The following is a 25341-nucleotide window of genomic DNA, read 5'->3' on the forward strand; positions in this document are numbered from 1 at the left end:
CAATATACATCGTTCTAAATTTATAGATATTAAAATATGTTTTATGTTTACCCACTCGTTTTTGTTTAAATAATATTGGTCCTTTACTATCTAATTTTATCCAGATACATAAAATTAGAAATACTGGACTTAATATTATCAAACCACAAAGTGATAAAATAAAGTCAATAATTCTTTTAACATACACTTTATAAATCATAATATTCCCCTCAAAAACTACTCTTTATAAAAATAAAACTAAACACTTTTATTTTTGATTTCTAATCCAAAGCATATGTCATAATCATTGAAAGAAAATTTGTATTTAAAAAAGGCTAATCTCTTATGACGATCAACCTTTCTAATCATTTCTTCATTTCCCATTAATGGTCCTTCTTTTACAACAATCTTCCCGTTTTCAATATCACCGGTAGAGTTTTCAATTACAACTGCTGCATTAAACTTATTTAAAAAACCTAGATCATGCTTTTTTAATTTAAATAATCGAATCTTTTGATGATTATTTAACTCAAAGATTTCTTTGCATTTACTTAACTTCCGTTTAAATAAATCCAAATCAATTACATCAATAAATATAAAACCTCTAATTACATCAACAACATGCATTTGCCAACCTTGGCCAAAATTCTTTAACTGTTTTCTTTTCAAAATAAAAGACCTTTTTAGACAATCACTAAAAAGATCTGAATTTAAGATATCTAATATTTTACTTTCATTTTGATAATCGATTTGTATAACAAATCCATTTTCCATAGCTACCTCCTAAAGACAGCACAATCCCAGTGGAACTATCTAAACTATATAGTTCCACCACCGTTTTTTATGACCATTTCAAATCCATAACATGCGCTAAGTCAGTGATTACTTCATCAAAAATATTGTCTAGAAGCTGTCCTAGAATATACTATTCTAAGACTATTTTTTACTTCTTCCACATTATAGAGTAAATGATAGTATTTTTCAACGAATTATTTTATAATTTTAAATCTTTCTGTGATTTAAGTTTATCAATTAACGTCAAAAATATGATGTATATGGCCAAAGTGTTGCCATAGAATAGTATATTCTAGGACATTTTTTAGCTTTTTCACAATTTTTAAACTCAAAATTTGCTTGTTTTTGTATTTTTCATAAATTAAAAAATTATACAAATTTTTCAATAAATTTAGATAAAAATAACTAATAATTCACAAATAAATAATAATAAAAATAATATTTTTATCATAATTAAATACCAATAAACTTATTTGAAAACCGATCAAGATACTTTTGTTTAGTATTAAAAGAAGAATGAACATAACGATCAAGCGTAATTTTAGAACTACTATGTCCTAAAATTTCACTAAGTGACTTTACTTCAAAACCATTTTCAATACATAATGTTGCAAATGTATGACGTAACATATGAAAGTTAGCTCTTTCAATTCCAGCTTCTTGAACATAACTTTTAAACTTACGATCCATTTGTCGTGGTTCTACTATTTTTTTACAATCACCACTTAAAATATAACAATTATCATTAGCTTTAAATCTTTTAAATATCGGTATTAAATTATGAGGTATTGGAATCATTCGTTTAGAATTATCACTTTTTGGCGATACTTCAATTACCCTGGTTTTTGGCCCATCATTATCAAAGTTTTTAATCCTTTGCATCGTCTTTTCAATAATCATATACCGATTATCAAGATCAATATTTTCCCACTTCAATGAACAAACTTCTCCAATTCTAATGCCTGTAGCCATAGCTACCAAAACTCCAAACTTGCATAAATCCATCTCATTTATCAACACTCGATTTAAAGCTAAAAAGTCCTGTTCATTTAAAATATTAGCTTCTTGTTTAGGATTTGTGGGATAAACTATTTTAATATTAACATTAATGTTGTATTCACTTTCGATAAAAGAAATTATTGCCTTTAAGATCAATAAAATATCTTTAACTGTTTTTGGAGACAGTGGTTTTCCACTTTTACCCTGTTTTAGTAACTGATTAGAAAAAATATTGATATGTGTAGTTGTCAGATCTTTTATTTTAAAACAATCAAAAGATGGCAAAATATAATTATTAACAATATTTAAATATTTTTCATAAGTTGCTGGTTTAAAACGAATTCTATTTACTTTTAACCACTGCCTAGCATAAAACCCTGTGGTTTCTTTACAAATAATATAGCTATTATTTTCCAATTGCATGCAGATAGTCCTTCGCTTTTCCTTAACTTCCTTATAAGATTTACCATATACACTTCCATAAAGTTTCTTATTGTCAAAGGTGATTCCTTTAACATATCTTGCTTCCCACCGTCCATCTTTACGATGATAGATGCTTTCACCTCTTCTAGGCATATTATCCACTCCTTTCATGCTATCAATCGTGCTTTTCTTGCACGCTTTAATGATAATAAAATTGAGCAGAATAATACATATATAAGCCTAAAAAAATTAAAAATAACAAAATAATAACGTATTTGTTATCAAAAAGTTTAAATTTACAAAAATAGTGTTAAAGATAAAACAATCTTTAACACCACTTATCATTAATCCTCACGAGTAGCTTTTTTTATTAGATATTGATTATATAAATTAGATAAAGCCTCTAGTTCCTCATCAGTCGTTTCAACATCAAAAAAAGCAATCGCTGGAGTAATATTTTCACCACTAGAAAAATGATCAAAAGTATCAATCTTACTATAAGTCATATACAAATCATCTTGCCTAAATAATTCAATTAATTCCTCTTTAGTATATCTCCTGGATCTAATTTCATTAATTCCATCATCAAGTTTTTCATAATAACTCCATTCATTAGTTTTAGGATTTAATTGCTTATTTATTTCTACAATATCCTGATATAAAATTAAAACATCACCAATTAATTCATCTCGATGATAATGACCTGCAAACCAAGCCTTAAAACTTACTGTTTCTAAAATATTTTGTAAAAAATTACACAAATGAATATATTTACCTGGAGTATAATAACTCATTCTTGGAGTATTATATCCAAGTCGCATATTGATACTAGTTGGTACATCATGACTAATGATATAATCAACCTGGTTATGATATTTTTGAAGGTTATCGATGGCATTATCAACTTCTTCTTGAACAGGCAATTCATCTTGCCACCAGCTAACATTTTCAATTCGATACTCAATATCATGAGAAAAAGCACCACCAAAACAAAAATACTTTTCATCATTGATTTCCATAATTTCACCACGTTTAATATGATAAAGAGAATCCGTGATTTTATTAGCTTTAGCCCCATAAAAATCAACTTCAGGATATGAATTTAATAGTGGATGGTTTTCATGATTCCCATCAACATATACAGTTGTCCATGGTTTCTTGCTGATCCAGTTGATCCACCATTTATCCTGTTTATCACCACCAAAGACAAATCCCGCATCACCACAAATAATCACAATATCATTTTTATTAAGTGTTTTTCCAACGGGAAAACACTTAGAATTTAATTTATGAATATCATAAGGACAATGGGTATCCCCAGTAATAAAAACTCTCGATTGCTTAGTTTTAGTCATTTCGCTTCCCCCTGTATAATTTTATCTGTATCTTATTATAATTTGATTTTAATATAAAGTTAATACTACTTAATAATTTTCCAATATCCTTTAGTATCCGATCCAATTTTTATAATTATATTTTTTGCTTTAAAGACCGTATTCTATTCGATACTGTTTTTCTACTTACACCTATTTTTCTCGCTAATACGCTAGTAGTGTATCCCGGATCCTCCATTAATAATTTTAAAACTTCCAACTCTTTCTCTCTAACCTTCTCTCTAACCTTCTCTGTAACCTCTGCAAAATTGTTTATTATTAATCTATCTGGGTACATTAAATTGGACCATAATATCAGTTGGATTAATATGATAAATTGGTAACGGAAGATTATTTTCCTTGCAAGAATTAATTATCTTCTCAATACCTCTCCCCCATGATTCAATGTGTCCTGCTAAATAAAATACATGTGCAATATTAGGATTATAAGGCTTTGAACTATGTTTTTTATAAAGAGTTTCTTCCGTCCAGTTATCTGGTAATTTACCAACATTTCCAATATATAACTTATCTTTATAAACGTTCCACAAAAGAATAACCCAAAAAAGGATCACTTATTTTGAGTGTTCCTTCCCTGCTTCTTCTATAATACATGTGTGCTTTTTAGTTTTCTTATCATAGCTAATTGCAACCAATAATAAGTTATCTATATATTTTTCCAATCCTTTTGGATATTTCTTTTCTTTGATCTGCTCAATTGCTGTTTTAGCTTCCTGATTCCATTTTAACTCAATAATCATGGCTGGTTTATCTCGATATGGAATCAAAACGATATCTGCAAATCCTTCACCACTTGGCATCTCTCTTATCATCGTATAATGATTTCTTGCATAAATATAAGCTATCGATAATGTATATGACAGTGCATTTTCATTGTTATAAGTAAGTATTGATGTATCCAAATGCGCTTCTTCGATATATCTAGCTACTGCTTTTTCATCTTTTCTCCATGTTGCTTCTAGCAGATCACGACTATTTAGTAATGCTTTTGTAGTTTCCTGCCAGTCAGAGCTTCTAATAGAATTAATAAATGAATCAACAACTTCCTTATTAGGAGTATAACATGTGTGATTAGAACTGTTATATCCTAAATATCCTAGATGTATAAGAAGTGTCAACACATCATCTTTTGATTTGAACGTTGTCATATCATTTTGAAATGATGTTGTTTGGACAGGTACATTTTCTTGCGATAATAGTTGAACGATATTATCCTTCAAACCATCAAAATTCATATCTATATATACTTGCAAAGCTTCATAGGTTTTACTTCCAGTACTTCCTTCGGTCGCCGTTGATGTCCAGTAGTTTTCATATTTTCTATCCAAAATGGCATAGACAACAGAACGATGATTATAGACAGATATATCCTTTGACATCTGATAACCGTCATACCACTGCTGCATTTCATGATAATCCATATCATATTTTAAGCATAAATCTTGAACTTCCTGTTCAGTAAAGCCCATAAATGATTCTAAAGGTGTTGCATTCAACATGGATATTTCCTTAAACATATTTAAAGCACTATGGGTTCCGTATTTTTTGATTGGCAATATGCCTGTCATATAAGCCAGTTCTACATAAGGCTTATCTTTCAACAGGTTTCTTAAAAAATCAAGATATACTTTTTGGGATTCTTTATCTTGAGCGTATTCTCTGAATATACAATCCCACTCATCTATTATGAAGATAAATTGATTTTCTGTAGCAGCATAAATATCTTCCAAAGATAACGATAAATTTGTTTCATCAAAAAAAGTAACTGAATACTCTTGTTTTAACTCATTTAAGATTCTTACCGTCAATAACTGTATCATCTTATCAATATTATGGGTATTGCTTAAAAAACTTTGCATATTGATATTAACGACATGATGTTTGTTAAGATGGTTTAAATAAATATCAGTTTGACTGATTTTTAATGAATCAAAGATTTCACGGGAATCACAACCTTTTGAATAATAGGCAACAAGCATATTGGCATCTGTACTTTTTCCAAAGCGTCTTGGCCTTAATACGCAAATATATTTATTAACTTTATTTCTTAAATACTCAATCTTATTGATAAGCAATGATTTATCAACATATATTTCCTTATTAACAGCTTCATAAAAATTTTGATTTGTTGGGTTTAAATAGATTCCCATACTTATCACCTGCCTCTTTAATATTGTATCATTTTATTTTATGTTAATCACTTGCTTTTAAATTCAAATTTCTAGTTCTAAAGTACAAAGTTAAATTGCACCTTAAATATGTAAAAGCCAAATTTAGTTACTCTAGCAATCCATCTACGATTAACACTTTAGAGCACTTTTTCCATCCTATCAATGTTTTAAATGATTTAAGGTTTATGGATATTATTCTCGTAATTACCACGTAACTCCTGTAACGGGGAACAATCCCACAACAACTCCCAGATTAATTAAAGTCTGAATTCCAATCATTGAAATAATCCCAATCATTAAAAAACTTCCAAACAAATCCTTAACTTTCATAGCCTGATTAAAAACTGTAATAAACAAATATCCATATAAACCTACTAATATAATTCCCCCAATTAAACCAAACTCTTCTAAAAAAATTGCAAAAATAAAATCGGTTTGTGGTTCTGGTAAATAAAAATGCTTTTGAATACTATTATTATAACCAACTCCTAAAATGCCTCCAGGAGCAATCGCATATAAAGACTGAATGATTTGAAAACCACTACCTAATGGATCAGCAAAAGGATTTAAAAAAGCCACAATTCTTTGAAGACGATATGGAGCCGAAATAATCATCAAGACAATTCCAATGACTCCAACGATTCCTAGCATTACAAAATATTTAAAGGGAAATGGGCTAACAATAATCATTACAATAATTGAACAAACCATTACTACACCACTACCAAAATCCGGCTGCATCATAATTAAACCAAAACCTAAAAACAAAATAATCAATAACTTCCAACTAGCTTTGATCTTCTTTAACTGATGATAGTGATTACTGATATAATTAGCACTATATATAATCATCGCTATCTTAAATAATTCAGATGGCTGCAAAGAAATAACCCCTAAATTAAACCAGGACCTTGAACCACCACGAACCGAACCAATTCCTGGTATTAAAACTAAAATCATCAATAAAAAAGTGCCTATCAATAATTTATTGGCATATTTTTGATAAATATGATAATCAATTCTAGAAACTACCAGCATCAAAACGATTCCAATAATAGCAAATATTACCTGACGTTTAATATAATATAATGAATCATTATATTTATAACCAGCCCAAATATTTGAAGCACTATAAACCATCGCCAAACCAATTAAAACAATCGTTATCACAATAATAACTACTCGATTACGTTTCATTTATACCACCACTACCATTATATGAACAATAATTGTTTAAATGAAAAGAGTTTTGGTGGTTTATAGAAAATATAAAAGCCTAAGAATAATTATTATCCTTAGGCAATATTTAAACAATTAGTTTAAGATATCTTGTCTTTTCTTTAAAATTACTACAATACTAGCTAATGAAATTACTAGTCCTACTTGATAAATATTAATATTTTCTTCATCTCCAGTAGCCACTGCTGTTTCAGTAGATACAGTTGATTCATCAGATGGATTTACTATTGTCGTTTCTCCTGTTTGATTATCGCGAGTATAATTTTTAAAGAAATCCCACATATATTGAGCTTCAGGCTTATAATTCCAATGAGCTTGATCTTTAATCGCAGTAAATTTCATGATCACACCATTTTCATTAGATATAGTTCCTTCTAAAGCATCCTTAGTTCCTAGTTTGAACCATTGTTGATTATCTAATGCAATTCCATAATATGGATTTAAAGACATATCATAATTTTCACTGACAGTTGTTCCATTTACTTTCTGGTAAGCTTGAATCACAGGAAAAATTTCACACGCTGGATCAACATCTTGAATATATAGACCATCACCGACCTGGAAGCTATTTTGACTTGATAAGTCAACTGGAATCATTCCAAAGAAATCATGATCACCACACATATAGATCAATGGTACATCAGGTCCATCATAATTTTGGGCTAAACTTACTATTTCATCTTTATCTACAGCTGGAGCTGAAACAGCACCAACAGCAGCAAAGACATCATTATATTTAATTCCATATAGCTGTGATGCACTGCCACCAGCTGATAAACCAGTAATGTAGATTCTTGAAGAATCGATTTGTGGATATTTAACCTTTAACATATCAATCCATTCAATTAGTTTATCTCCTTCAAGTCCATCGCAATTAAAGAAATTAGGACCAGGTTCATGGGTAGATGAATCATATACAATACCTTGCCATTCTGGAGCCATAACCATGAATTTTTCTTGACTAGCTAACTCTACCCAACCAGTAGTTTCCCCTTGCAGTCTGGCATCATTACCATTACCGTGTAAAGAAATAACTAATGGTACTGAACCATTTGGTTCATCTAAAGTTTCTCTAGGAATATATTCAAACCAAGTATAACTACCTGCTCCATTTAATGGCGTATTATAGATTGAATTATATTGAATATTTAATTCGTCATAATCAGCAATACCAATCAATGGATAAGGATCAGTATAGTTAATTGGGTCAGCCGTATAGAATTCTGTTTTTTCATTATGTTGACGATAATTCTTTGAAAAAACAGTTTCCCAGGCATTTTCAAAAGCTGCAGCTAGAGATTCGTTTTCACCAATAACAACTTTTTGTAATGGGTCATTTTGACTTTGATAAACATTTGTTTGAACTTCAGTAGCATCATTTGCTTGAATATAATATTCTTTGGCAACTGTACTAGGATTACTTAAGTAAGCTGGTAAGCAAACGTTATAGTCCAATCCTGCTTCCATCGAACCATTATATGTCATAATACCAGCAATAGCATAACATCTTTGAGATAAATAGTTATTGACAAAAGTAGCTCCATCATCAATTCCAATAACTTTAATGTTTGAAGTTCCTGGGCCAATTAATTCAATAAAAGCATCACTATCTTCTTGAGTATAGTTTTCTCCATTCATTGGTGTTACTACGGTCACTGAAGCTGCCCATTCTTGTAGATTATTGATAATATTCATTTCATCAAGCATCTTTTCAGCTTCTTTTTCTGTAACATTTCCTGGATAAACATAATAAACTGGAGTTACTACTGAAGAATAATCAGTTGTATAACCAAAATCAGCAGCATTATATTGATATGTAGTATCACTAGTTTTGTTCAAATCTATTGCATAAATATCATCATTTTCCTGTAACATCGTCTCTAATTGAGCTTGAATAAATGGGGTATACCAAAATAAATATCCCGCTTTAGATGGATGAATTGGATCAACCATATAGTATTCTCTTAATAGAACATCAACAAAAGATGATTCATTCCACATATCGATGATTCCAATATCCCATTTACTTTGAACATCATAGAGCGCATCGACCATTTCTTGATAAACAGTTTGATAAACTTCTTTAATTTCTTGTTCACTGCCACCATTTACTGCAACAAAATGGCTGATTGCCTCATCGCTAAGATATGGATTAGTATAAAAAATTACTGGACAATCCCAAACTTGTTTAGCATAAGCAATAATATATTCCATTGCTCCATAAATTGTAGAATAATCAAAATCATCAAGATCATAAGAATCAGATAAACTACCAAATTCAATTCCTAAAGAAGCATCATTAGTAGATAATTGTACTACTAAAGCATCTAATTTAGTATCTGGTGTAATTGCGCCTTCTAATAATTGGGTAATATAACTTACCTCTTCACGAGCACCTTCTTTTTTTGCTAAAGGACCACCAGTAATAGCTTGCTTGATTGAGGTACTACCACTAATTTTTTGAATATAATCGACAAATGATACCCCACCACTTTGGAAACCATATGTAATTGATGATCCTAAATAACCAATTGTTTTACCATTTAAATAACTACCATCTTCATATAAGATATTATCTAAATCTAAAGAGCTATCATTTCCATTGATCAAATTTTCCACTTTTTGATAATTTTGGACATTATTTTTCTCTTCATCAGATAATCCCTCATATTCCTCTTTAATATTTAATGCCTGAAAATATGTATTACTTACATCATCTACATTATACATACTATCTGGCAATAATGATATCTGTTCATTAATATCTTCAACACTAACTTGTTGCTCAAGATTTTGAACATCATCACTTTCTATTGCATTTACTGGATTATATACTGCTAAACTTGAAAACAATAATATTCCAGTAAATAAAAAAATAATCAGTCTTTTTAATGTTTTCTTCATCTGTTTCTCCTTTCTGTAACCGTTTTCAATTATAACATTAAAAAAACATGATATATTTCTAAAAAAAATTCAATCATTCAGAAAATGAATGAAAGCACTATTTAGACTCATTCAATAGTAACTTATACATCAATAAAATAAAATACATTAACTGCCAATAGCCCATATTTTTCTTAACAATACCACCAAAAATAATAAAATCATCAAACCGTTCAATATCTTCATGATTAGTATCTATCGTCCATAACATTTTATAAACATTAGAATTATTGTTTTGAAATAAATTATCTCTAATCTGCTTATAAGCTCTTTGCTCCAAAGAAATTACAACAATCAAGCTATCATCATCTATCTTTTGTAATAATTCATTTTGAAAATGATAATCAAAAATCACATATGCTTCCTTCCCTAAAGATATCAAAGCCATCTGCAACAAATGAGTAATAGCCATCGATAACTCCGATCCCATAAAAATAATAGTTTGCGAAGTTTTTAATTTTTCAATCACTCTTTCAATATGTCTTTGATCCAAATCATTAATATAGCTAAGACACTGAGCAATACTATTAGTGACATCCATCAAAACATCTTCATATCCTAGATTATTTTGAATTTCATTATTTTTTTCAATCACATAATTAGAAAGCATAATACTATTTTTAAACTCACTATAATTCTTATATCCCATTTTTTTAATAAAACGAGATAAAGAAGCTTGCGAAAAATAAGTTTTTTCACTCAATTTATCCAACGAATATTTATTTAAATCATACCGATTTTCTAATATCTTCTTTGCAATCATAACATCATTACTTTCACTTCGAGATTTATTGATTAGATACAGCAAATCATAAACAGCTATCATATTTTTATTAGGCTCATCTCTCATTTTTCTACCTCCATTTATCAAAAATTATATTTATTTACTAATATAACACCTTTAAATCATTAAAACAATCGCTGTTATCAACTAAAAAAATGAGTCATCATTTAGACGACTCATTACTTTTTATAATTATTTACAATTTCCTTAAATACTTTCCCACGTTGTTCATAACTAGTAAATTCATCAAAACTACTAGTTGATGGTGAAAGTAATACTATATCTCCAGGCTCTGCTTGATCTAAGGCTTCAATCGTTGCTGCTTCTAGATCTTTAACTAGTACACTGTTAGCAACATGCATTTCATCTTTAAATCTTTTACCAGCTGCTCCAAAAGCAACTAAACGTTTAATATGATTACCATATGTTGCCATTTCCGTTAAATCCAACCCTTTTTCAAAACCACCCATTAATAAAATAACTGGTTTATCAAAAGCCTTTAAAGCAATAATACTAGCATCAGTATTCGTTGCTTTAGAATCATTGTATACTTTAACACCATTAATTTCTCTGACAAATTCAATTCGATGTTCTACTCCCATAAACGAAGCAATTTCTCGTTCAACAACCTCAGTAGCCACATTAGATAACTTAGCCATACAGATTGCTACCATGATATTTTGAACATTATGATTTCCTACGATCTTAATTTCATCTAAGTCGATGATCTTTTCATCTTTAAAATAAATAGCTTGATCTTTGATCATACAATCAGCTTCTTTAGTCAACGACATAGTTACTTGCTTACATGGTACTGGATAACGCTCAAGATATTCTAATACGGTTTTATCATCAAGGTTAACAACATAAAAATCCTCTTGATCAGTATTTTTATAAATATTGGTTTTAGAAGCATAATATTCATCTAATGAAGCCATATAATCTAAATGATCTGGCGTTAAATTGATGATCGTTGAAAGATGTGGTTTGAAAGTATCAATATCTAATAATTGGAAATTACTCATTTCAATTACTACATAATGATTTTCTTCTTCCAATAAGTTATTATCCATGACAATATCACATAAAGGATAACCAACATTTCCCGCTAAATGCACTTTAGGATACTGTCCTTTTAAAATCTTTTCAATTAAAGTTACCGTTGTTGTTTTACCATTAGTACCCGTTATCGCAATATAATGTTGTTTTTTTGCAACCTGAAAAGCTAATTCAATTTCCGTATAAACAGGAATTTTACGCTCTTTCAATCTCAGGATAAATGGTTTATGATAATTAATTCCAGGATTTTTGATAACAAAATCAAAATCACGTTCAAACAATTCATCAGGATGACTGCCAGTAACCATTTCAATTCCCATATCGATATATTGTTGATATTCAGGAATATCTTTAGCATCCTTAGCTTCATTTACCGTGATAGTAGCATTTAAATGATGTAATAATCTAATTGCTGCTTTACCACTACGAGCTAATCCAATTACTAATACTTTTTTACCTGTTAACATGTTATAACACTCCAATTACAATCGATAAAATTCCACAAATGAAACCAATAAACCAAAATGAAATAGTAACTTGCTGTTCTGACCAACCTAACATTTCAAAATGATGATGAATTGGTGCCATTTTAAAGACTCTTTTTCCTCTGGTTTTAAATGAAACAACTTGAATGATTACTGATAATGTTTCCATCAAGAAAACACCACCAACTAAAATCAACAATAATTCTTGTTTAGTCAAAATTGCCAAAATTGCAATAAAACCACCTAAACCAAGGGAACCAACATCACCCATAAAAATCTTAGCTGGATGATAGTTAAACATCATAAATCCTAACAATGCTCCAACCATAGCAGTAGCATAGCTTGCTAGAGCATAATCTTTAGTCATTGTTGCAAAGATAATAAATGGTGCAATCGCAACCATTGAAAGACCAGTAGCTAAACCATCAAGTCCATCTGATAAATTGACTCCATTACTAGCTCCGGCAAACATTATTAAAATTAAAGCTGGGTATAAAATACCAAAATCAATTTCTGCTTTGATAACTGGTATCGTTACTACTGATGTAAAATCAGGAATAAAGTTCATTGCAAAGAAATAACAAATAATTGCCAAAGCAATTTGCGCTAACAATTTAGCTAAAGGTGGTAACCCTTTATTACTATGTTTGATAATTATCAATGCATCATCAACAAATCCAATAGCACTATAACCTACTAAAACAATGGTCGTTAAGATTAATTCCGGATTAAATAAACCTCCGATATTGACAATTACCGCTGCAACAATTGCTGCTAAAACAAAAACAATTCCTCCCATTGTTGGTGTTCCATTTTTCTTTTTATGAGAAGCTAACCCTTCTTCCCTTTCTACCTGTCCAAATTTCATCTTATGTAAAAATGGTATTACTTTTGGCATGGCTATAACCACCAAGATAAACCCAATCACAAAAGCAAATACTAACTTAAGAAAATTTTCCATGTATCTGACCCCTTTTTTTCAAATTCGTATTTACTATATCATATTCTTGATAAATAGGCAAAATAAAAGGGACAAAAGTCCCTTTCATCCATCATTATTGGTCAATAATACCTAATTCTTTCATCTTTTTTACCGCATGGTCAATAGCGGCATCAGCATCTTCTCCATCAGCAATAATATCAATATCTGCCTTAGTTGGAATCCCTAAAGATAAAACACCCATTAATGATTTCATGTTGACAGTTTTTGAAGCGTAGACTAGTTTAATATCACTTTTAAACACTTTCATAGTATCAACTAATTCGGTTGCTGGAGTAGCATATAAACCAACTGGATCAGTTACGGTAACGCTAATTCTTTTTACCATATTGCATACCTCCTTGTTGCCTTTATTATACCATTTTTATTGATTGATTTCATCAATAATGAATCTCTTTTTATTAAAATAATATTAAAATTTTCACCAAAAACACCACGATATTTATAATTCACTACATTAATTACATCTAATGTGATTTATCAAGCATTTTATTGTTATCAAATGGCGATTATGATAGAATTTCTCTATCATAATTATGGAGAGGTCACAATGAAAAATATAATTAAAAAACTATCTCACAGCAAGCTAGAACCCCTGTTCTATTTAGCCTACAATATCTTAATTAAAATCGAATATTTATCCTTTTCGAGTCAATGGTATATTAAAGGTTATCGAAAACCTGATCAAGAAGCAATTAATAATGTAGCAAATAATGTTACTTTTATTTACAAATCTTTTGAAAGACAAAAACTAGCCAAACGCTTATATAAAAACATTGCTTCATATTATCCTGGAGCAAAAGTTATTATTGCCGATGACAGTCACAAACCCCTTAAAATCAAAGGTGACAATTTAGAAATAATTCAATTACCCTTTAATAGTGGTCTAAGCTATGGATTAAATCGAGCATTAGAAAAAGTTACTACTGCCTATACTGTTAGATTAGATGATGATGAACTTTTGACCCCGTTAACTAGAATTGAAGATGAATTAGCTTTTTTAAATCAGCACCGTGAAGTCGATTTAGTTGGTTTTGGTATCATGTCTACACCTAAGTGCCAATTACCTAAAAAATCATTACAATTCTATTTTAGTGAATCGATGTCCCGAGCTCCTAAAAAACTGATAATTCCCCATCTAACTATGATTGATCAAAATCATATCGTTGTTGGAAAATCGCCTAACTCATTTATTGTAAGAACTAATAAACTAAAAGAACTGGGCTGGGATGATAATATTAGAATGATGGATCATAAAGAGTTTTTCATCCGCGCTGCGGGAAATATTGTTTCAACGGTAAATCCCAATACTATTATCTTTCACGGTCATAATCAATTTAATAAAAATTATCAAAATTACCGTTCAAGAGTAGCTCAAGATAAATTATATATTCAAAACAAGTATGCTAAACGTTATCAAAATAATAAATAATGCTTGATATATGAAGTATTTTTCATTTTTAGTTAATAAATAATTCATATTTATTAACTATTCACACAATCTTCACATATTTTTTACTTATAGTTAGCAACACGGGAGGAATAAATAAAATGAAATTAAAAAATAATAAAGGAAAAACTAGTGCTCTAGTAATTATTCTTTATATTATAGCAGCGGGGATGCTTCTAGCATTTTTATTAAGTTTCTATAATGTAACTAGCTATATCTGGTCTTTACATGTTGCTGGATCAATTTCACTATCAGCTGACTGGTTTGATTGTATCATTTACTATATGAACAACACTCTGGAATATTTAGGATATGCTGTTGTTATTTTTGCTTTAGGATATATCATCAGTTATATTAAAAAGCAAAAACAGCCAACAATTGAAACAGAAAATACGATCGAAGAAAATAAATAAAATATTGTCAATTAATATTAAAAAACAGAAATTTAATCAATTATAAATTTCTGTTTTTTTATTAACCTGGTAATTTCCTTTTTTCAATCATCAAGACATAAGGAGCCAGCTCCTTATTGATCATTTTAAACTGTCCAACATTAAACAATCTAAAATCCAAATTAGAAACATATTCATCAATAACCTTGCTTTCCCTTTTTCCCTCTTCATGGCCAACATAAACCACTAAATATAAAATACCATCCGGTTTTAATAACTCGATCCCTTTTTTTATCGCAATTAAACTGCTGTCAGCCTTAGTGGTAATACTATGATCACCATTTGGTAAATAACCTAAATTAAATACACCTACATCAATTTGTTCCACATATTTATCTACATGTTCATGACTATCCAAAATTAACGTAACATTTTCTTTATTTCCTAAAAGTTCACTAGTTTTATCAAGGGCTTGCTGTTGAATATCAAAACTATACACTTTATCAGCTAAATTACTTAAAAACAACGTATCATGACCATTACCCATAGTAAAATCAACGGCAACATCATAATGTTTCTTTTCTATTCGATTATGAATAAAATCAATCATCGATTCCATTACCTTCACCTCATCATTTGTATTCTTGTAAAAACATTATAACAGGTAATCACTATTTTTTAAATAAATGGCTAAATTTGACATCATCGACTCATAAAAACATAAAAGTTGTTACAACTATTATGTAACAACCTTTTTACTTATTTTCATTAACAATTTCTTTTAATAATCGATACATTTCCTTAGCGTAGATACAATTATATTCGGGAATATCAGCATACGCTCCAGTTTCCCACTTAGCTGTAGCTACGCAGGTATTACATATTGGTCTAAGCTTACAGCTGCTGCATTTTTCATTAACTAAAAGTTCTTTACTTAAAGCCACCAGTTGATTCCAGCTTTGCTCCAAACCTTCTTTTAAAACTGGAATTGATGGATTTGATAAACTAACACAAGGCCGCATACATCCTTGCCAGTTAATCGCAAAGGAACTACAAGCCGCCTGGCAGGTAATTTGGCGCGAGTGGGTTGTTTTAGTTTCAACTGTTTGGATCATTTGTTTAACATAGCTATCAAATTGATCACTTTCCATTTCATTTTGTAAGACTTTTAAATGAACTCTAGCAGCGTCTTGCGGATTTAATCGTGCTTGCTGGTCAAATGGTTTAAATTGATCTTTTAATCCCGGTAACATATTAGTATCCATATGAATTGGAATCTTTAAATCATTAGCTAATTGATAGATAGCATCGAAATCATCAAGATTGGCTTTAGTAACACTACCATTCATTTTAACTTTGATCTTTCTTGCTAACAATAATTTAATTGCAGCTACTGTTTTTTGGTAACCTTTAAAATGACATAATTTTTCATATGTAGTTTCGCTGCTGCCATAAACGGTAATATTGATTCTTCTAGGAGGATGTTGTTCAAAAAAATCCGCCCATGTTTCATCGATTAAAGTTCCATTCGTATTAACAGTAACGATCATCCCCATTTTCTTTAATTCCAAATAAATTTCTTTAAAATCAGGATGTAATAAAGGTTCACCACCAGTAATGGTAATAAATAAAACCCCTGCAACAGCCATTTGCTTAATGATTTCCTGCCACTTGGCAAACTCTAATAACGCTCCCTGTTTAAGCATTTCAGCTTTATTAATATGAATATAACACATATCACAATTCATATTGCACAATGGTGTAAGCTCTAAAGTAGCACTAACTGGTTTAGTATTTTTAGCTCCTTGATTTATTAACATTTTTTCCACTGTTTCAAAATATTCCATATATCTTCTCCTTAAACCATTAATCTGTTTCATGTTGCTTGATATATTCTTGATATATTCTTAATGTTTCTTTGGTATATTCACACATATACTCAGGAACTTCCTGAAAATCACCAGTTTCTAATAAAGCACAGGCCCCGCATGTATCACAAACATCACGCATTTTACATGCTTGGCATTTACTGCTTAACTCAATGACACCTATCCCCGTTTGTAAAGTCTCCCAAGCCATCTTTAAATCTGTTTCCAATAAGGAAATTGCCGGTTTTGTCAACATTACACAAGGCCGCATATATCCTTGCCAATTAACAGTAAATGAAGTTTTACCGGCTTGACACTTCATTTTACCAGGTACTTCATCTCCTGCAGGTGTTTGCTTATAAAGCTCCATTACCTGTTTTGCTAAATTATAATATTCATCTCCGCTCATTTGTGACTGATTAAAAATCTGTTTAGCTCGAGCAGCTTCTTGGGGATTTAACCGTGCCTGTTGATTATATGGTCGATGTCGTTCTCTGGTAGCTGGGTACATGTAAGTATCAATGTTTAATGGTACTTTCAATTCTTCAGCCTGATTAATAATTTCTTCAAGATCATCTTGATTTGCTTTAACTAAACTGCCATTCATTTTAACATCTACATTTCTTTGTCTTAATAACTTAATAGCTCTGATAGCTTTTTGAAAACCACCAGGATAATGACATAGCTTTTGATATGTTTGTTCATTGCCACCATATAAAGTTATATTAATTCTTCGCGGTAAATGTGTTGCAAAAAAATCAGCCCACTGTTCATCAATCAATGTTCCATTAGTATTAATGGTAATTATCATCCCCAGTTTTTTTAATCCCAGATAAACTTTTTTAAATTCCGGATATAACAGTGGTTCGCCACCAGTTAAAATCACAAATAAAGTTCCCGCCTGTTGCATTTTTCTTCCAATTTCCAGCCATTCATCACCAGTAAGCAACCGCCCTTGAGCTTCCATTTCTTTTTTGGTTAAGTGAACATAACACATATCACAATTCATGTTACATAATGGTAATAATTCTAAACTGGCATTTAACGGTACATGTTTTTGATTTCCTTTTCCAATTAAAAACTTCTCATATGTAAATTTCATCTTTCTTTACCCCCATATAAATAAATACGGTCAGTCCTTAACTAACCGTAATTAGATTCAATTTTCATTAAAAGTTACCCTACTCAATTTCTTCCATGATATTATATTTTAATGAATCGGCCACAAAACGAATCACAGAATTTCTAATTACTTCTTCAGTTGCTTCATACTGTTCTAATGCCATTTTAACAACATCATTAATTGTCTTAGGACTTTCAAAAGCTTTCCAAAGAAACACTGCCGTATCATTTGGAGCCATAACAGCATTAGCTATTGGTCCTTGAGCCTCAATTGGAATAATGACATATTCATCGGCTACTTCCCGAAGTAAAAAACCTGATTTAATTTGATATTTCTTTTCTTCCATATATTCTTATAAAAAGATCAACATCTTTTTATAAACTCCCTCCTCTTTTCATACAAAATCACTGATATTTTCCTGACAAAAATATATTTTTATCTTACGAAAATGATTATATATGAATGATTTTTAGGGGTCAAATGAACAAAAATACCCATTAAATCAAGATAAATTGTTATTATTAAGATTATTTTGTGATTAAATTAAATGATATTTTGTGATTATTTTATTATTAAAAAAATTTATTCTTTGATTTTATCACATGTTGAAAAATTTAAATTTTTAAAAATTATAAGTATAAATTTAAGTGAATTTTAAAATAAAAGTATGCGAAAATTATTTCTCAATAACACATTGTGTTAAATTATGTTATTTACAGATAAAAAGCTCTATTTCAAATCATAGAGCTTAGTATACTTATCAATTAAATATCTAATATAATAATCAGGATTAAACTTTTCATCCATTAGTCGCATCAAGATTTCATCAGTATCAAAAATAGCCCCATATTGATGAATATATTCTTGAAGGTACTTCTTCAAAACCTGAAAATCACCTGATTCGATCCAATCAGTAATAGCCGTATTATTGACCATATGACTATAAATTTGACTGCTGATAGCCGAACCTACTGCATAACTTGGAAAATAGCCAAAATCCCCACCGGCCCAATGAATATCTTGTAAAATTCCTTCACTATCATTATTTGGTGTAATTCCTAAATATTCCTGATATAATTGATTCCAAAGTTGCGGTAATGTAGCAAAATCTACCTCTTCACTAAATAATTTCTTTTCTATTTCATAACGAATCATAATATGCAAAGGATAAGTCAATTCATCGGCTTCGGTTCTAATCAAACTTGGTTCGACTTTATTAATTCCCATAATAAACTGATTTAACGAAACATCCTCTAAGTTTTTTTCAAAAATTGTCTTTAGTCGAGGATAAATTGGTTTCCAGAAATCAAGACTACGACCAATAATATTTTCATAAAAACGGGATTGTGATTCATGCATTCCCATTGAGGCTCCCGTACCAATTGGCGTCATGGTAATGGAATTATCAATATTCATTTCATAGATAGCGTGTCCACATTCATGAATCGTTGAAAACAGAGCACTTTCTAGATTATGTAAGTAATAATGAGTAGTAATTCTAACATCATGATTATGAAATTCGGTAGTAAATGGATGTTCACTTTCTTTAATTAATCCTTTAGTAAAATCAAATCCCACATATCCAGCAATCCAATGATTAAATTCCCGTTGTTTCTTTAAATCATATTCTAAATAATTATAACTTTTATCAATCGTAATATCAGCTGTTTGAATTTTCTTTAATAATGGCACTATTTCTTGTTTCAGTTTAGCAAAAAACTCATCCAGTTTAGCAACCGTAAAACCCGGTTCATAATCATCTAATAACACATCATATAAACAAGCTTCATCTTGGTAGCGATAAGTGGCAAATTCTTTTTTAGTAGCCACGATTTCTTGTAGATAAGGCATAAATAACTGATAATCGTTGTCAGCTTTTGCTTTTTGCCAGACTCTTTGAGCAATCATCAATCTTTCTTGATACGCCTGATATTTATCAGCCGGTATTTTCTCTAGTTTTCTAATATCCTTCAGCCAATTTTCAACTACGCTTTTTTGTCTTAATGGTAACGGTTGAACTAATAAATCTTCTAAAATCTCTTTAACTTTAGGATCATTGATCAATTCAAATAATTCTTTTGATAATATCCCCACTGACTTAGCTGTAAGCTCCACTGAAGCAATTGGTGCTTCGGTTTCCTGATCCCATGAAAATAAAGTTAAAGCTTGGTTTAAAGCCTGACGTTTATCAATGTATGGTTGCAAATCCTCATACTTCATTACATTCCCTCCTCCATATTTTTTTCTAACCATTTTTCTTTTTTAATACCAAATATTATACCAGTAATATCAGCTAAAAACCAGCCAATTGGTATTGCCCACCAAATGATCAATGGTCCTAAATATCCAGCTAAACTATACGCCAATACGACTCTGGTTCCTAAAGAAATAACAGTTAAAACTACCGAAATTCCAGGCTTTCCAATGCCACGATAATAGCCATATAATAAAAATAAACAGCCAATTCCAATATAACATGCCCCTTCAACTCTTAAATATTGTGCCCCTTGATTAATGATTTCTATTTGTGATGGTTCAATAAAGATCAGCATCAATTTATCGGCAAAAACAAAAACAATAAACGATATTATCAAACAAAAAACCGTTGACATTAAAATTGCGATTTTAAGCCCATCTTTAATGCGCCGATCTAAATTTGCCCCTTTATTTTGAGCAATATAAGTTGAAAAAGCATTACCAAAATCCTGCACTGGCATATAAGCAAAGGAATCTATTTTTACTGCTGCAACAAAGGCAGCCATAGTGACAATTCCAAAGCTGTTAACTAGCCCTTGAATCATCAAAATTCCAAAATTCATCACTGATTGTTGCAAACAGGTCAACAATGAATAATCTTTGATCTTTTTAAAAATCAAGCGATCAAATACTAGATGACGCCGTGAGGGTATTAGCTCCTTTTGACTTAGAAAACTATAAATCATTATTCCTATCCCACTAAAAGCCTGGGCAATAATTGTCGCTAATGCCGCTCCAGCAACCCCTAGATCACATTGAGTAATAAAGAAAATATCTAAAACAACATTGATCAATGCTGCTAAAGCCAAAAAATATAATGGAGTTCTTGAATTACCAATTGATCGCAATAATGATGAAAAATAATTATATAAAAAGGTAAAAAAGATTCCACAAAAAATAATAAACAAATAATCATAAGTTGCCTGATATATATCGATTGGAGTATTCATAAATTTTAAGATCCAATCAATTAGCAGCATACAACCTAATTGTAATACAATTGAAAAAATAGCTATGGCTACAAATGAAACGAAAAATGATTCTTTCATCTTATCTTCCTGTCTAGCGCCATAAAGCATTGAAAATAATACCCCACTACCCATACATAGTCCTAATATTATTGATGTTAAAAAAGTCATTAATGTAAACGAAGATCCAACTGCTGCTAGTGCATCGGTTCCAATATAATGTCCAACGATAAATGTGTCGGCAACATTGTATAACTGTTGTAATAAATTTCCTAAAATCATCGGAATTGAAAACTTTAATAAAACAGTTGCAATTTTCCCTTCTGTCATAAAATCACCTTTCCTATCATAGTCATTTCTAAAAATAAAGTCAAATCTTTACTGTCTGATCACCTGCCAAAACTCTAATAGCCGCTCTAACGAATAAGCAGCATTGGCCGGTGAAGTTGATGGTAACTTGGTTACTGGTAAATCAATTATTCTATCAAAATAGCGATGATATAACTTATCAGCTAAAGCACCATTAGTATAAATCTGCTTTATTTGACTATTATCAATAATCAATGATAAATCATTAACTTCTACATCACTAATACTGCTATCACTAGAACCGACAATCTCGCAACTGGCAATAACATCCCATAAAGCAATCTGATGCTTAATTAAAAATGCTTTCTTTTCTGCAATTTCTGTTGGCAAATCATCTTGAAAGACTGCAGCTAAAACTTTCCAGAAACGATTTTGGGGATGATGATAAAAAAACATCGCTTCCCGGGATTTTACTGATGGAAAAGATCCTAAAATCAAAATCTTAGAATTTTGATCATATACTGGTTCAATTAGATGATATTCACGCATTATTATCTAACCTTCTTTCCTTCCATATTATAAGTGATATAATTATTATATAAATTATTATCAAACAATGAAAGGATACAAGCAAAATATGAAAGAATTTTATCTAAATAATATCGAAAACACTCGGATAATCTTTAAAACCAAATCAAAACAAAATATTCTTGATGCTTTCCATTCATGTAAATCGATCTATCAGTTAGATCCTAATGAATTATTAATCATTGATGAGCAATTATGTTTACTAATCGATTTAAAAAAGTGGCATGATATTGATAATCCCGCTGATGATTTTTTAAACGTTTTAAAAGTATTAGAAAAAATAACACGTCCTAAAGGATTACCAATAAATACTGTCGGCGCCAGTTTAAGTGGTTATGATCTAGAGCGAAAACAAAAGTTTAATTTTAAAGATGACTATGTAAATGGTAAACATGTATTAATAGGTCAATATGAAGATGGCAAACAGCTGCTTTATCAAGAACAATTATATTTATTATAAAAACTTAAAAGGTCTGATTTTGGGGAGATAAAATCAGACCTTTTAAACTATTCAATTCTAAGCATTCGATATCCAACTCCCACATGAGTTTGAATATATTTGGGCTTAGCTGGATTAGCTTCTATCTTCTTTCTAAGTGTTGCCATAAATACTCTAAGTGAGGCTACATCACTTTCTAAAGTATTTCCCCATATTTCCTTAGTAATATAAGTATGGGTCAAAACTTTACCAACATTTTGTGACAACAAACATAAAAGTTTATATTCAATTGGGGTAAGATGTAATTCTTGATCATTTAAATAAGCACAGCCACTAACATAATCAATCCTTAATTCACCATTGATAAATTCACTGTTTTCATTAGCCTGACTTTGATTATGATTTAATCGTCTAATTACTACTCTCAATCGTGCCAATAATTCTTCGACCGAAAATGGTTTCGTTAAATAGTCATCGGCTCCAGCGTCTAATGCTTCAATTTTATCATGATCTTCGCTTCGAGCACTAATAACGATAATCGGTAAACTGGTCCAGGTCCGGACTTTTTTGATTACTTCGACTCCATCAATATCTGGCAATCCCAAATCTAATAACATGATATCTGGTTTTTTAGAAGCTGTTTCTAAAATTGCCTGTTTCCCTGTTTGTGATGTATGATATTTATAATCATGAGTTTCTAACGTGGTTACAATCAGGTTCCTAACGGCATTATCATCTTCAACTACTAAAATAGATGGTTTATTCATGAATTTCAACCTCCTCAATTGGTATACTAAAACTAAATATGGTGCCACAAGGATGATTATCCTTGACAGAAATAGTTCCGTTATGGGCATTGATAATTGCTTTACATAATGCTAAACCTAAGCCTAAGCCCCGACGAGAGTCACTGATATTATGTTTGACAGTATAAAACATCTCAAATAGTTTTTCTTTATCTTCATCTTTAATACCAGGACCATTGTCACGGATTTGAACTTCGACTAAATGATCATGTTTAATTGTCTCAATTTCAATCGTTGACCCTTTTGGAGTATATTTTATAGCATTATCAACAATATTTATAATTACCTGAATAATTAACCGGGCATCAACTTTGGCCAAAATAAATTCTTCATGATTAACGACGACCAGATGATGCTGTTCAATTCGCCGGCTAATATGATTTAAAGCTTCGTTAATGATTTCATCGATCAATTCAGTTTCTAAATGAAGATTCATTTTCCCATTTTCTAATCTAGTTACACTTAGTAAATTTTCAACCAGATTAATCAGCCACAAAGAATCATCATAAATAACCTGATATAAATCATATTTTTTCTCTTCACTTAAATTATTGCCATCATTCATCAAAACACTGGCATTACCAGAAATACTAGTTAACGGCGTTCGAAGATCATGGGAAATGGAGCGTAATAAATCGGCTCGTAAACGTTCGTTTTTAGCTTCAATTGCCGCTTCTTCCCGTTTTTTATTAAATAATTCCTTTTCTAAAGCTAATGCTGACTCACCGACAATCGATAAAATCAAATTATTTTCAAAAGCATCAATAATATTACCACCAGCTACAATTATAACTACTCCATAAATATCATTAGCACTAACTAGTGGTAAATAATAATTGGTATCCTGTAATGATTTTCTTTGCTTAAAAGCCGTTAAAATCTTCATAACTTCACTATCCTGTTTAAATTCATCAATATCAGCTTCACCAAAACATTCATAATAAATCTGATCATCGGTATTGACCTGACAAATAATTACCGGCATATTGAGTAATTTAGTTATCTGACGGGCAGTAGTCTGTTTAATTCCGGCAATACTTTTTTCTTTTTGCAGTAAACGATTAGTTTCTAGTAGCACTTTAGTTCGATAAGCATACTGAGCTGACTGTTTTGCCTGCTGATTGATCCTAATAGCTAACGTACTGGTAATAAAAGCCGCAATCAGCATAATACCAAAGGTTACCGGATAACCGGAATCATAAGCTGCAAATGTAAAACGCGGATTAGTAAACATAAAATTAAAGATAACTACACTTAAAATTGATGAAACCAAACTATATACACGATTAGTTGTCGTAACCGCAATGATCAAAACTCCTAAAATATAAATCGTAATGGTATTAGCTTCACTAAAACCTAAATGATGGAATAAAATTCCAATCAATGTTGCAAGCAATAATACCAGACTGGAAATCAGTAAATCACTGATTTTAAAAATAAACTTATTTTTTCTTTTTGGTTCTTGCTTTAAGGGATCTTGATGATAAACGACATTAACATCTAAATCCTGCAATGTTTCAATAATTCGCTTATCTAACGAATTATCATAAAGATGCCATTTTTTACGTTGACTATATCCAATAAAAACCTTAGTAACATTAAAATTCTTACAAAACTCATTAATTTGATAAACTATATCCTCACCAAAAGCTGTTTCAATATTAGCTCCTAACTGCCTTGATAAATTAACATTATAACGCAACTGCTCCTGATCTTTTTTGCTCATTTTCGTACTATCTGGTGTTTCAACATATAAAGCGGTAAAAATAGCTTGACTATCACGAGCCACCGTTGCTGCCATTTTAATTACATCAGGATTAGAAGCTGATGGTGATAAACAAAGTAAAACATGTTCTTGTTTAATATCCATT

25 protein-coding genes are annotated in these 25341 nt (G+C 30.4%); 3 read left to right on the plus strand and 22 right to left on the minus strand.

All coding sequences use genetic code 11. The features are described from left to right. From Q0K54_RS00020 to Q0K54_RS00070, 13 genes are all read right to left on the minus strand, one after another. Positions 1-196 (minus strand): sugar transferase (locus Q0K54_RS00020; RefSeq protein ID WP_294577566.1); only part of this gene is annotated, 196 nt, incomplete at its 3' end. A gap of 41 nt (positions 197-237) precedes the next feature. Continuing rightward, complete coding sequence (locus Q0K54_RS00025) at positions 238-753, minus strand: hypothetical protein (protein ID WP_294577569.1); 516 nt, start codon at positions 751-753, stop codon at positions 238-240. A gap of 474 nt (positions 754-1227) precedes the next feature. Beyond that, entirely contained in the window at positions 1228-2349 is a 1122-nt protein-coding gene (locus Q0K54_RS00030) for a site-specific integrase (protein WP_294577572.1), read from the minus strand. A gap of 191 nt (positions 2350-2540) precedes the next feature. Then, entirely contained in the window at positions 2541-3551 is a 1011-nt protein-coding gene (locus Q0K54_RS00035; RefSeq protein ID WP_294577575.1) for a metallophosphoesterase, read from the minus strand. 115 nt (positions 3552-3666) lie between these two features. Beyond that, positions 3667-3867 (minus strand): winged helix-turn-helix domain-containing protein, encoded by a 201-nt coding sequence (locus Q0K54_RS13735; RefSeq protein WP_374011435.1) that lies wholly within the window; start codon positions 3865-3867, stop codon positions 3667-3669. Then, positions 3854-4144, minus strand: a complete 291-nt coding sequence (locus tag Q0K54_RS13740; RefSeq protein WP_374011436.1) for an ATP-binding protein — start codon at positions 4142-4144, stop codon at positions 3854-3856. The genes Q0K54_RS13735 and Q0K54_RS13740 overlap by 14 nt, the downstream gene beginning before the upstream one ends. Next, on the minus strand, positions 4145-5740 hold the full coding sequence (locus tag Q0K54_RS00040) for an AAA family ATPase (RefSeq protein ID WP_294577578.1): 1596 nt from the start codon (positions 5738-5740) through the stop codon (positions 4145-4147). Between the two features lie 225 nt (positions 5741-5965). Beyond that, positions 5966-6958 (minus strand): putative lipid II flippase FtsW, encoded by a 993-nt coding sequence (gene ftsW / locus Q0K54_RS00045; protein WP_294577581.1) that lies wholly within the window; start codon positions 6956-6958, stop codon positions 5966-5968. Between the two features lie 117 nt (positions 6959-7075). Beyond that, positions 7076-9904 (minus strand): PHB depolymerase family esterase, encoded by a 2829-nt coding sequence (locus tag Q0K54_RS00050; protein ID WP_294577583.1) that lies wholly within the window; start codon positions 9902-9904, stop codon positions 7076-7078. A 97-nt stretch (positions 9905-10001) separates the two neighbouring features. Beyond that, on the minus strand, positions 10002-10793 hold the full coding sequence (locus Q0K54_RS00055; RefSeq protein ID WP_294577586.1) for a MurR/RpiR family transcriptional regulator: 792 nt from the start codon (positions 10791-10793) through the stop codon (positions 10002-10004). Positions 10794-10906: 113 nt separating this feature from the next. Continuing rightward, positions 10907-12253: a UDP-N-acetylmuramoyl-L-alanine--D-glutamate ligase gene (murD, locus tag Q0K54_RS00060; RefSeq protein WP_294577589.1), complete on the minus strand. Its 1347-nt coding sequence runs from the start codon at positions 12251-12253 to the stop codon at positions 10907-10909. Between the two features lies 1 nt (position 12254). After that, on the minus strand, positions 12255-13232 hold the full coding sequence (gene mraY, locus Q0K54_RS00065; protein ID WP_294577592.1) for a phospho-N-acetylmuramoyl-pentapeptide-transferase: 978 nt from the start codon (positions 13230-13232) through the stop codon (positions 12255-12257). Positions 13233-13326: 94 nt separating this feature from the next. Next, positions 13327-13599 (minus strand): HPr family phosphocarrier protein, encoded by a 273-nt coding sequence (locus Q0K54_RS00070; protein WP_294577595.1) that lies wholly within the window; start codon positions 13597-13599, stop codon positions 13327-13329. 222 nt (positions 13600-13821) lie between these two features. On the opposite strand from Q0K54_RS00070, the gene Q0K54_RS00075 reads away from it, so the two are divergent. Continuing rightward, complete coding sequence (locus tag Q0K54_RS00075) at positions 13822-14703, plus strand: glycosyltransferase (RefSeq protein ID WP_294577602.1); 882 nt, start codon at positions 13822-13824, stop codon at positions 14701-14703. 119 nt (positions 14704-14822) lie between these two features. Further along, the gene (locus Q0K54_RS00080; protein WP_294577605.1) at positions 14823-15134 is read left to right on the plus strand and encodes a hypothetical protein; all 312 of its coding nucleotides are present in this window, start codon (positions 14823-14825) and stop codon (positions 15132-15134) included. Positions 15135-15195: 61 nt separating this feature from the next. Here Q0K54_RS00080 and Q0K54_RS00085 read toward each other — a convergent pair whose 3' ends face one another. The 7 genes from Q0K54_RS00085 to Q0K54_RS00115 form a co-directional block, all read right to left on the minus strand. Then, entirely contained in the window at positions 15196-15732 is a 537-nt protein-coding gene (locus Q0K54_RS00085; RefSeq protein WP_294577608.1) for a class I SAM-dependent methyltransferase, read from the minus strand. Positions 15733-15868: 136 nt separating this feature from the next. Continuing rightward, complete coding sequence (locus Q0K54_RS00090) at positions 15869-16960, minus strand: radical SAM protein (RefSeq protein WP_294577611.1); 1092 nt, start codon at positions 16958-16960, stop codon at positions 15869-15871. Between the two features lie 19 nt (positions 16961-16979). Further along, positions 16980-18083 (minus strand): radical SAM protein, encoded by a 1104-nt coding sequence (locus tag Q0K54_RS00095; protein ID WP_294577614.1) that lies wholly within the window; start codon positions 18081-18083, stop codon positions 16980-16982. A gap of 79 nt (positions 18084-18162) precedes the next feature. Continuing rightward, a complete protein-coding gene (locus tag Q0K54_RS00100) occupies positions 18163-18450 on the minus strand; it encodes a PqqD family protein (protein ID WP_294577616.1) in 288 nt (95 codons plus the stop codon). Between the two features lie 383 nt (positions 18451-18833). Next, positions 18834-20324 carry a carboxypeptidase M32 gene (locus Q0K54_RS00105; protein WP_294577619.1) on the minus strand — a complete coding sequence of 497 codons (1491 nt, stop codon included), beginning with the start codon at positions 20322-20324 and terminating at the stop codon, positions 18834-18836. Further along, positions 20324-21658, minus strand: a complete 1335-nt coding sequence (locus Q0K54_RS00110) for an MATE family efflux transporter (protein WP_294577621.1) — start codon at positions 21656-21658, stop codon at positions 20324-20326. The genes Q0K54_RS00105 and Q0K54_RS00110 overlap by 1 nt, the downstream gene beginning before the upstream one ends. Before the next feature lie 48 nt (positions 21659-21706). Further along, positions 21707-22186 (minus strand): DNA-deoxyinosine glycosylase, encoded by a 480-nt coding sequence (locus Q0K54_RS00115; RefSeq protein WP_294577624.1) that lies wholly within the window; start codon positions 22184-22186, stop codon positions 21707-21709. Positions 22187-22274: 88 nt separating this feature from the next. On the opposite strand from Q0K54_RS00115, the gene Q0K54_RS00120 reads away from it, so the two are divergent. Then, positions 22275-22685 (plus strand): hypothetical protein, encoded by a 411-nt coding sequence (locus Q0K54_RS00120; RefSeq protein WP_294577627.1) that lies wholly within the window; start codon positions 22275-22277, stop codon positions 22683-22685. A 47-nt stretch (positions 22686-22732) separates the two neighbouring features. On the opposite strand, the gene Q0K54_RS00125 is transcribed toward Q0K54_RS00120, so the two are convergent. Then, the gene (locus tag Q0K54_RS00125) at positions 22733-23431 is read right to left on the minus strand and encodes a response regulator (RefSeq protein WP_294577630.1); all 699 of its coding nucleotides are present in this window, start codon (positions 23429-23431) and stop codon (positions 22733-22735) included. Next, positions 23424-25340: a DUF4118 domain-containing protein gene (locus Q0K54_RS00130; protein ID WP_294577632.1), complete on the minus strand. Its 1917-nt coding sequence runs from the start codon at positions 25338-25340 to the stop codon at positions 23424-23426. The genes Q0K54_RS00125 and Q0K54_RS00130 overlap by 8 nt, the downstream gene beginning before the upstream one ends. Position 25341 lies beyond the last annotated feature (1 nt).

Source organism: uncultured Thomasclavelia sp. (assembly GCF_944324745.1).
Taxonomy (GTDB): Bacteria; Bacillota_I; Bacilli_A; order Erysipelotrichales; family Coprobacillaceae; genus Thomasclavelia.

What these genes read in the sequence shown, in the direction of transcription:
- Q0K54_RS00025 (WP_294577569.1), bottom strand. Translation starts at nt 753, where the DNA reads ATGGAAAATGGATTTGTTATACAAATCGATTATCAAAATGAAAGTAAA.
- Q0K54_RS00030 (WP_294577572.1), bottom strand. Translation starts at nt 2,349, where the DNA reads ATGCCTAGAAGAGGTGAAAGCATCTATCATCGTAAAGATGGACGGTGG.
- Q0K54_RS00035 (WP_294577575.1), bottom strand. Translation starts at nt 3,551, where the DNA reads ATGACTAAAACTAAGCAATCGAGAGTTTTTATTACTGGGGATACCCAT.
- Q0K54_RS13735 (WP_374011435.1), bottom strand. Translation starts at nt 3,867, where the DNA reads ATGTACCCAGATAGATTAATAATAAACAATTTTGCAGAGGTTACAGAG.
- Q0K54_RS00040 (WP_294577578.1), bottom strand. Translation starts at nt 5,740, where the DNA reads ATGGGAATCTATTTAAACCCAACAAATCAAAATTTTTATGAAGCTGTT.
- ftsW (WP_294577581.1), bottom strand. Translation starts at nt 6,958, where the DNA reads ATGAAACGTAATCGAGTAGTTATTATTGTGATAACGATTGTTTTAATT.
- Q0K54_RS00050 (WP_294577583.1), bottom strand. Translation starts at nt 9,904, where the DNA reads ATGAAGAAAACATTAAAAAGACTGATTATTTTTTTATTTACTGGAATA.
- Q0K54_RS00055 (WP_294577586.1), bottom strand. Translation starts at nt 10,793, where the DNA reads ATGAGAGATGAGCCTAATAAAAATATGATAGCTGTTTATGATTTGCTG.
- murD (WP_294577589.1), bottom strand. Translation starts at nt 12,253, where the DNA reads ATGTTAACAGGTAAAAAAGTATTAGTAATTGGATTAGCTCGTAGTGGT.
- mraY (WP_294577592.1), bottom strand. Translation starts at nt 13,232, where the DNA reads ATGGAAAATTTTCTTAAGTTAGTATTTGCTTTTGTGATTGGGTTTATC.
- Q0K54_RS00070 (WP_294577595.1), bottom strand. Translation starts at nt 13,599, where the DNA reads ATGGTAAAAAGAATTAGCGTTACCGTAACTGATCCAGTTGGTTTATAT.
- Q0K54_RS00075 (WP_294577602.1), top strand. Translation starts at nt 13,822, where the DNA reads ATGAAAAATATAATTAAAAAACTATCTCACAGCAAGCTAGAACCCCTG.
- Q0K54_RS00080 (WP_294577605.1), top strand. Translation starts at nt 14,823, where the DNA reads ATGAAATTAAAAAATAATAAAGGAAAAACTAGTGCTCTAGTAATTATT.
- Q0K54_RS00085 (WP_294577608.1), bottom strand. Translation starts at nt 15,732, where the DNA reads ATGGAATCGATGATTGATTTTATTCATAATCGAATAGAAAAGAAACAT.
- Q0K54_RS00090 (WP_294577611.1), bottom strand. Translation starts at nt 16,960, where the DNA reads ATGGAATATTTTGAAACAGTGGAAAAAATGTTAATAAATCAAGGAGCT.
- Q0K54_RS00095 (WP_294577614.1), bottom strand. Translation starts at nt 18,083, where the DNA reads ATGAAATTTACATATGAGAAGTTTTTAATTGGAAAAGGAAATCAAAAA.
- Q0K54_RS00100 (WP_294577616.1), bottom strand. Translation starts at nt 18,450, where the DNA reads ATGGAAGAAAAGAAATATCAAATTAAATCAGGTTTTTTACTTCGGGAA.
- Q0K54_RS00105 (WP_294577619.1), bottom strand. Translation starts at nt 20,324, where the DNA reads ATGAAGTATGAGGATTTGCAACCATACATTGATAAACGTCAGGCTTTA.
- Q0K54_RS00110 (WP_294577621.1), bottom strand. Translation starts at nt 21,658, where the DNA reads ATGACAGAAGGGAAAATTGCAACTGTTTTATTAAAGTTTTCAATTCCG.
- Q0K54_RS00115 (WP_294577624.1), bottom strand. Translation starts at nt 22,186, where the DNA reads ATGCGTGAATATCATCTAATTGAACCAGTATATGATCAAAATTCTAAG.
- Q0K54_RS00120 (WP_294577627.1), top strand. Translation starts at nt 22,275, where the DNA reads ATGAAAGAATTTTATCTAAATAATATCGAAAACACTCGGATAATCTTT.
- Q0K54_RS00125 (WP_294577630.1), bottom strand. Translation starts at nt 23,431, where the DNA reads ATGAATAAACCATCTATTTTAGTAGTTGAAGATGATAATGCCGTTAGG.
- Q0K54_RS00130 (WP_294577632.1), bottom strand. Translation starts at nt 25,340, where the DNA reads ATGGATATTAAACAAGAACATGTTTTACTTTGTTTATCACCATCAGCT.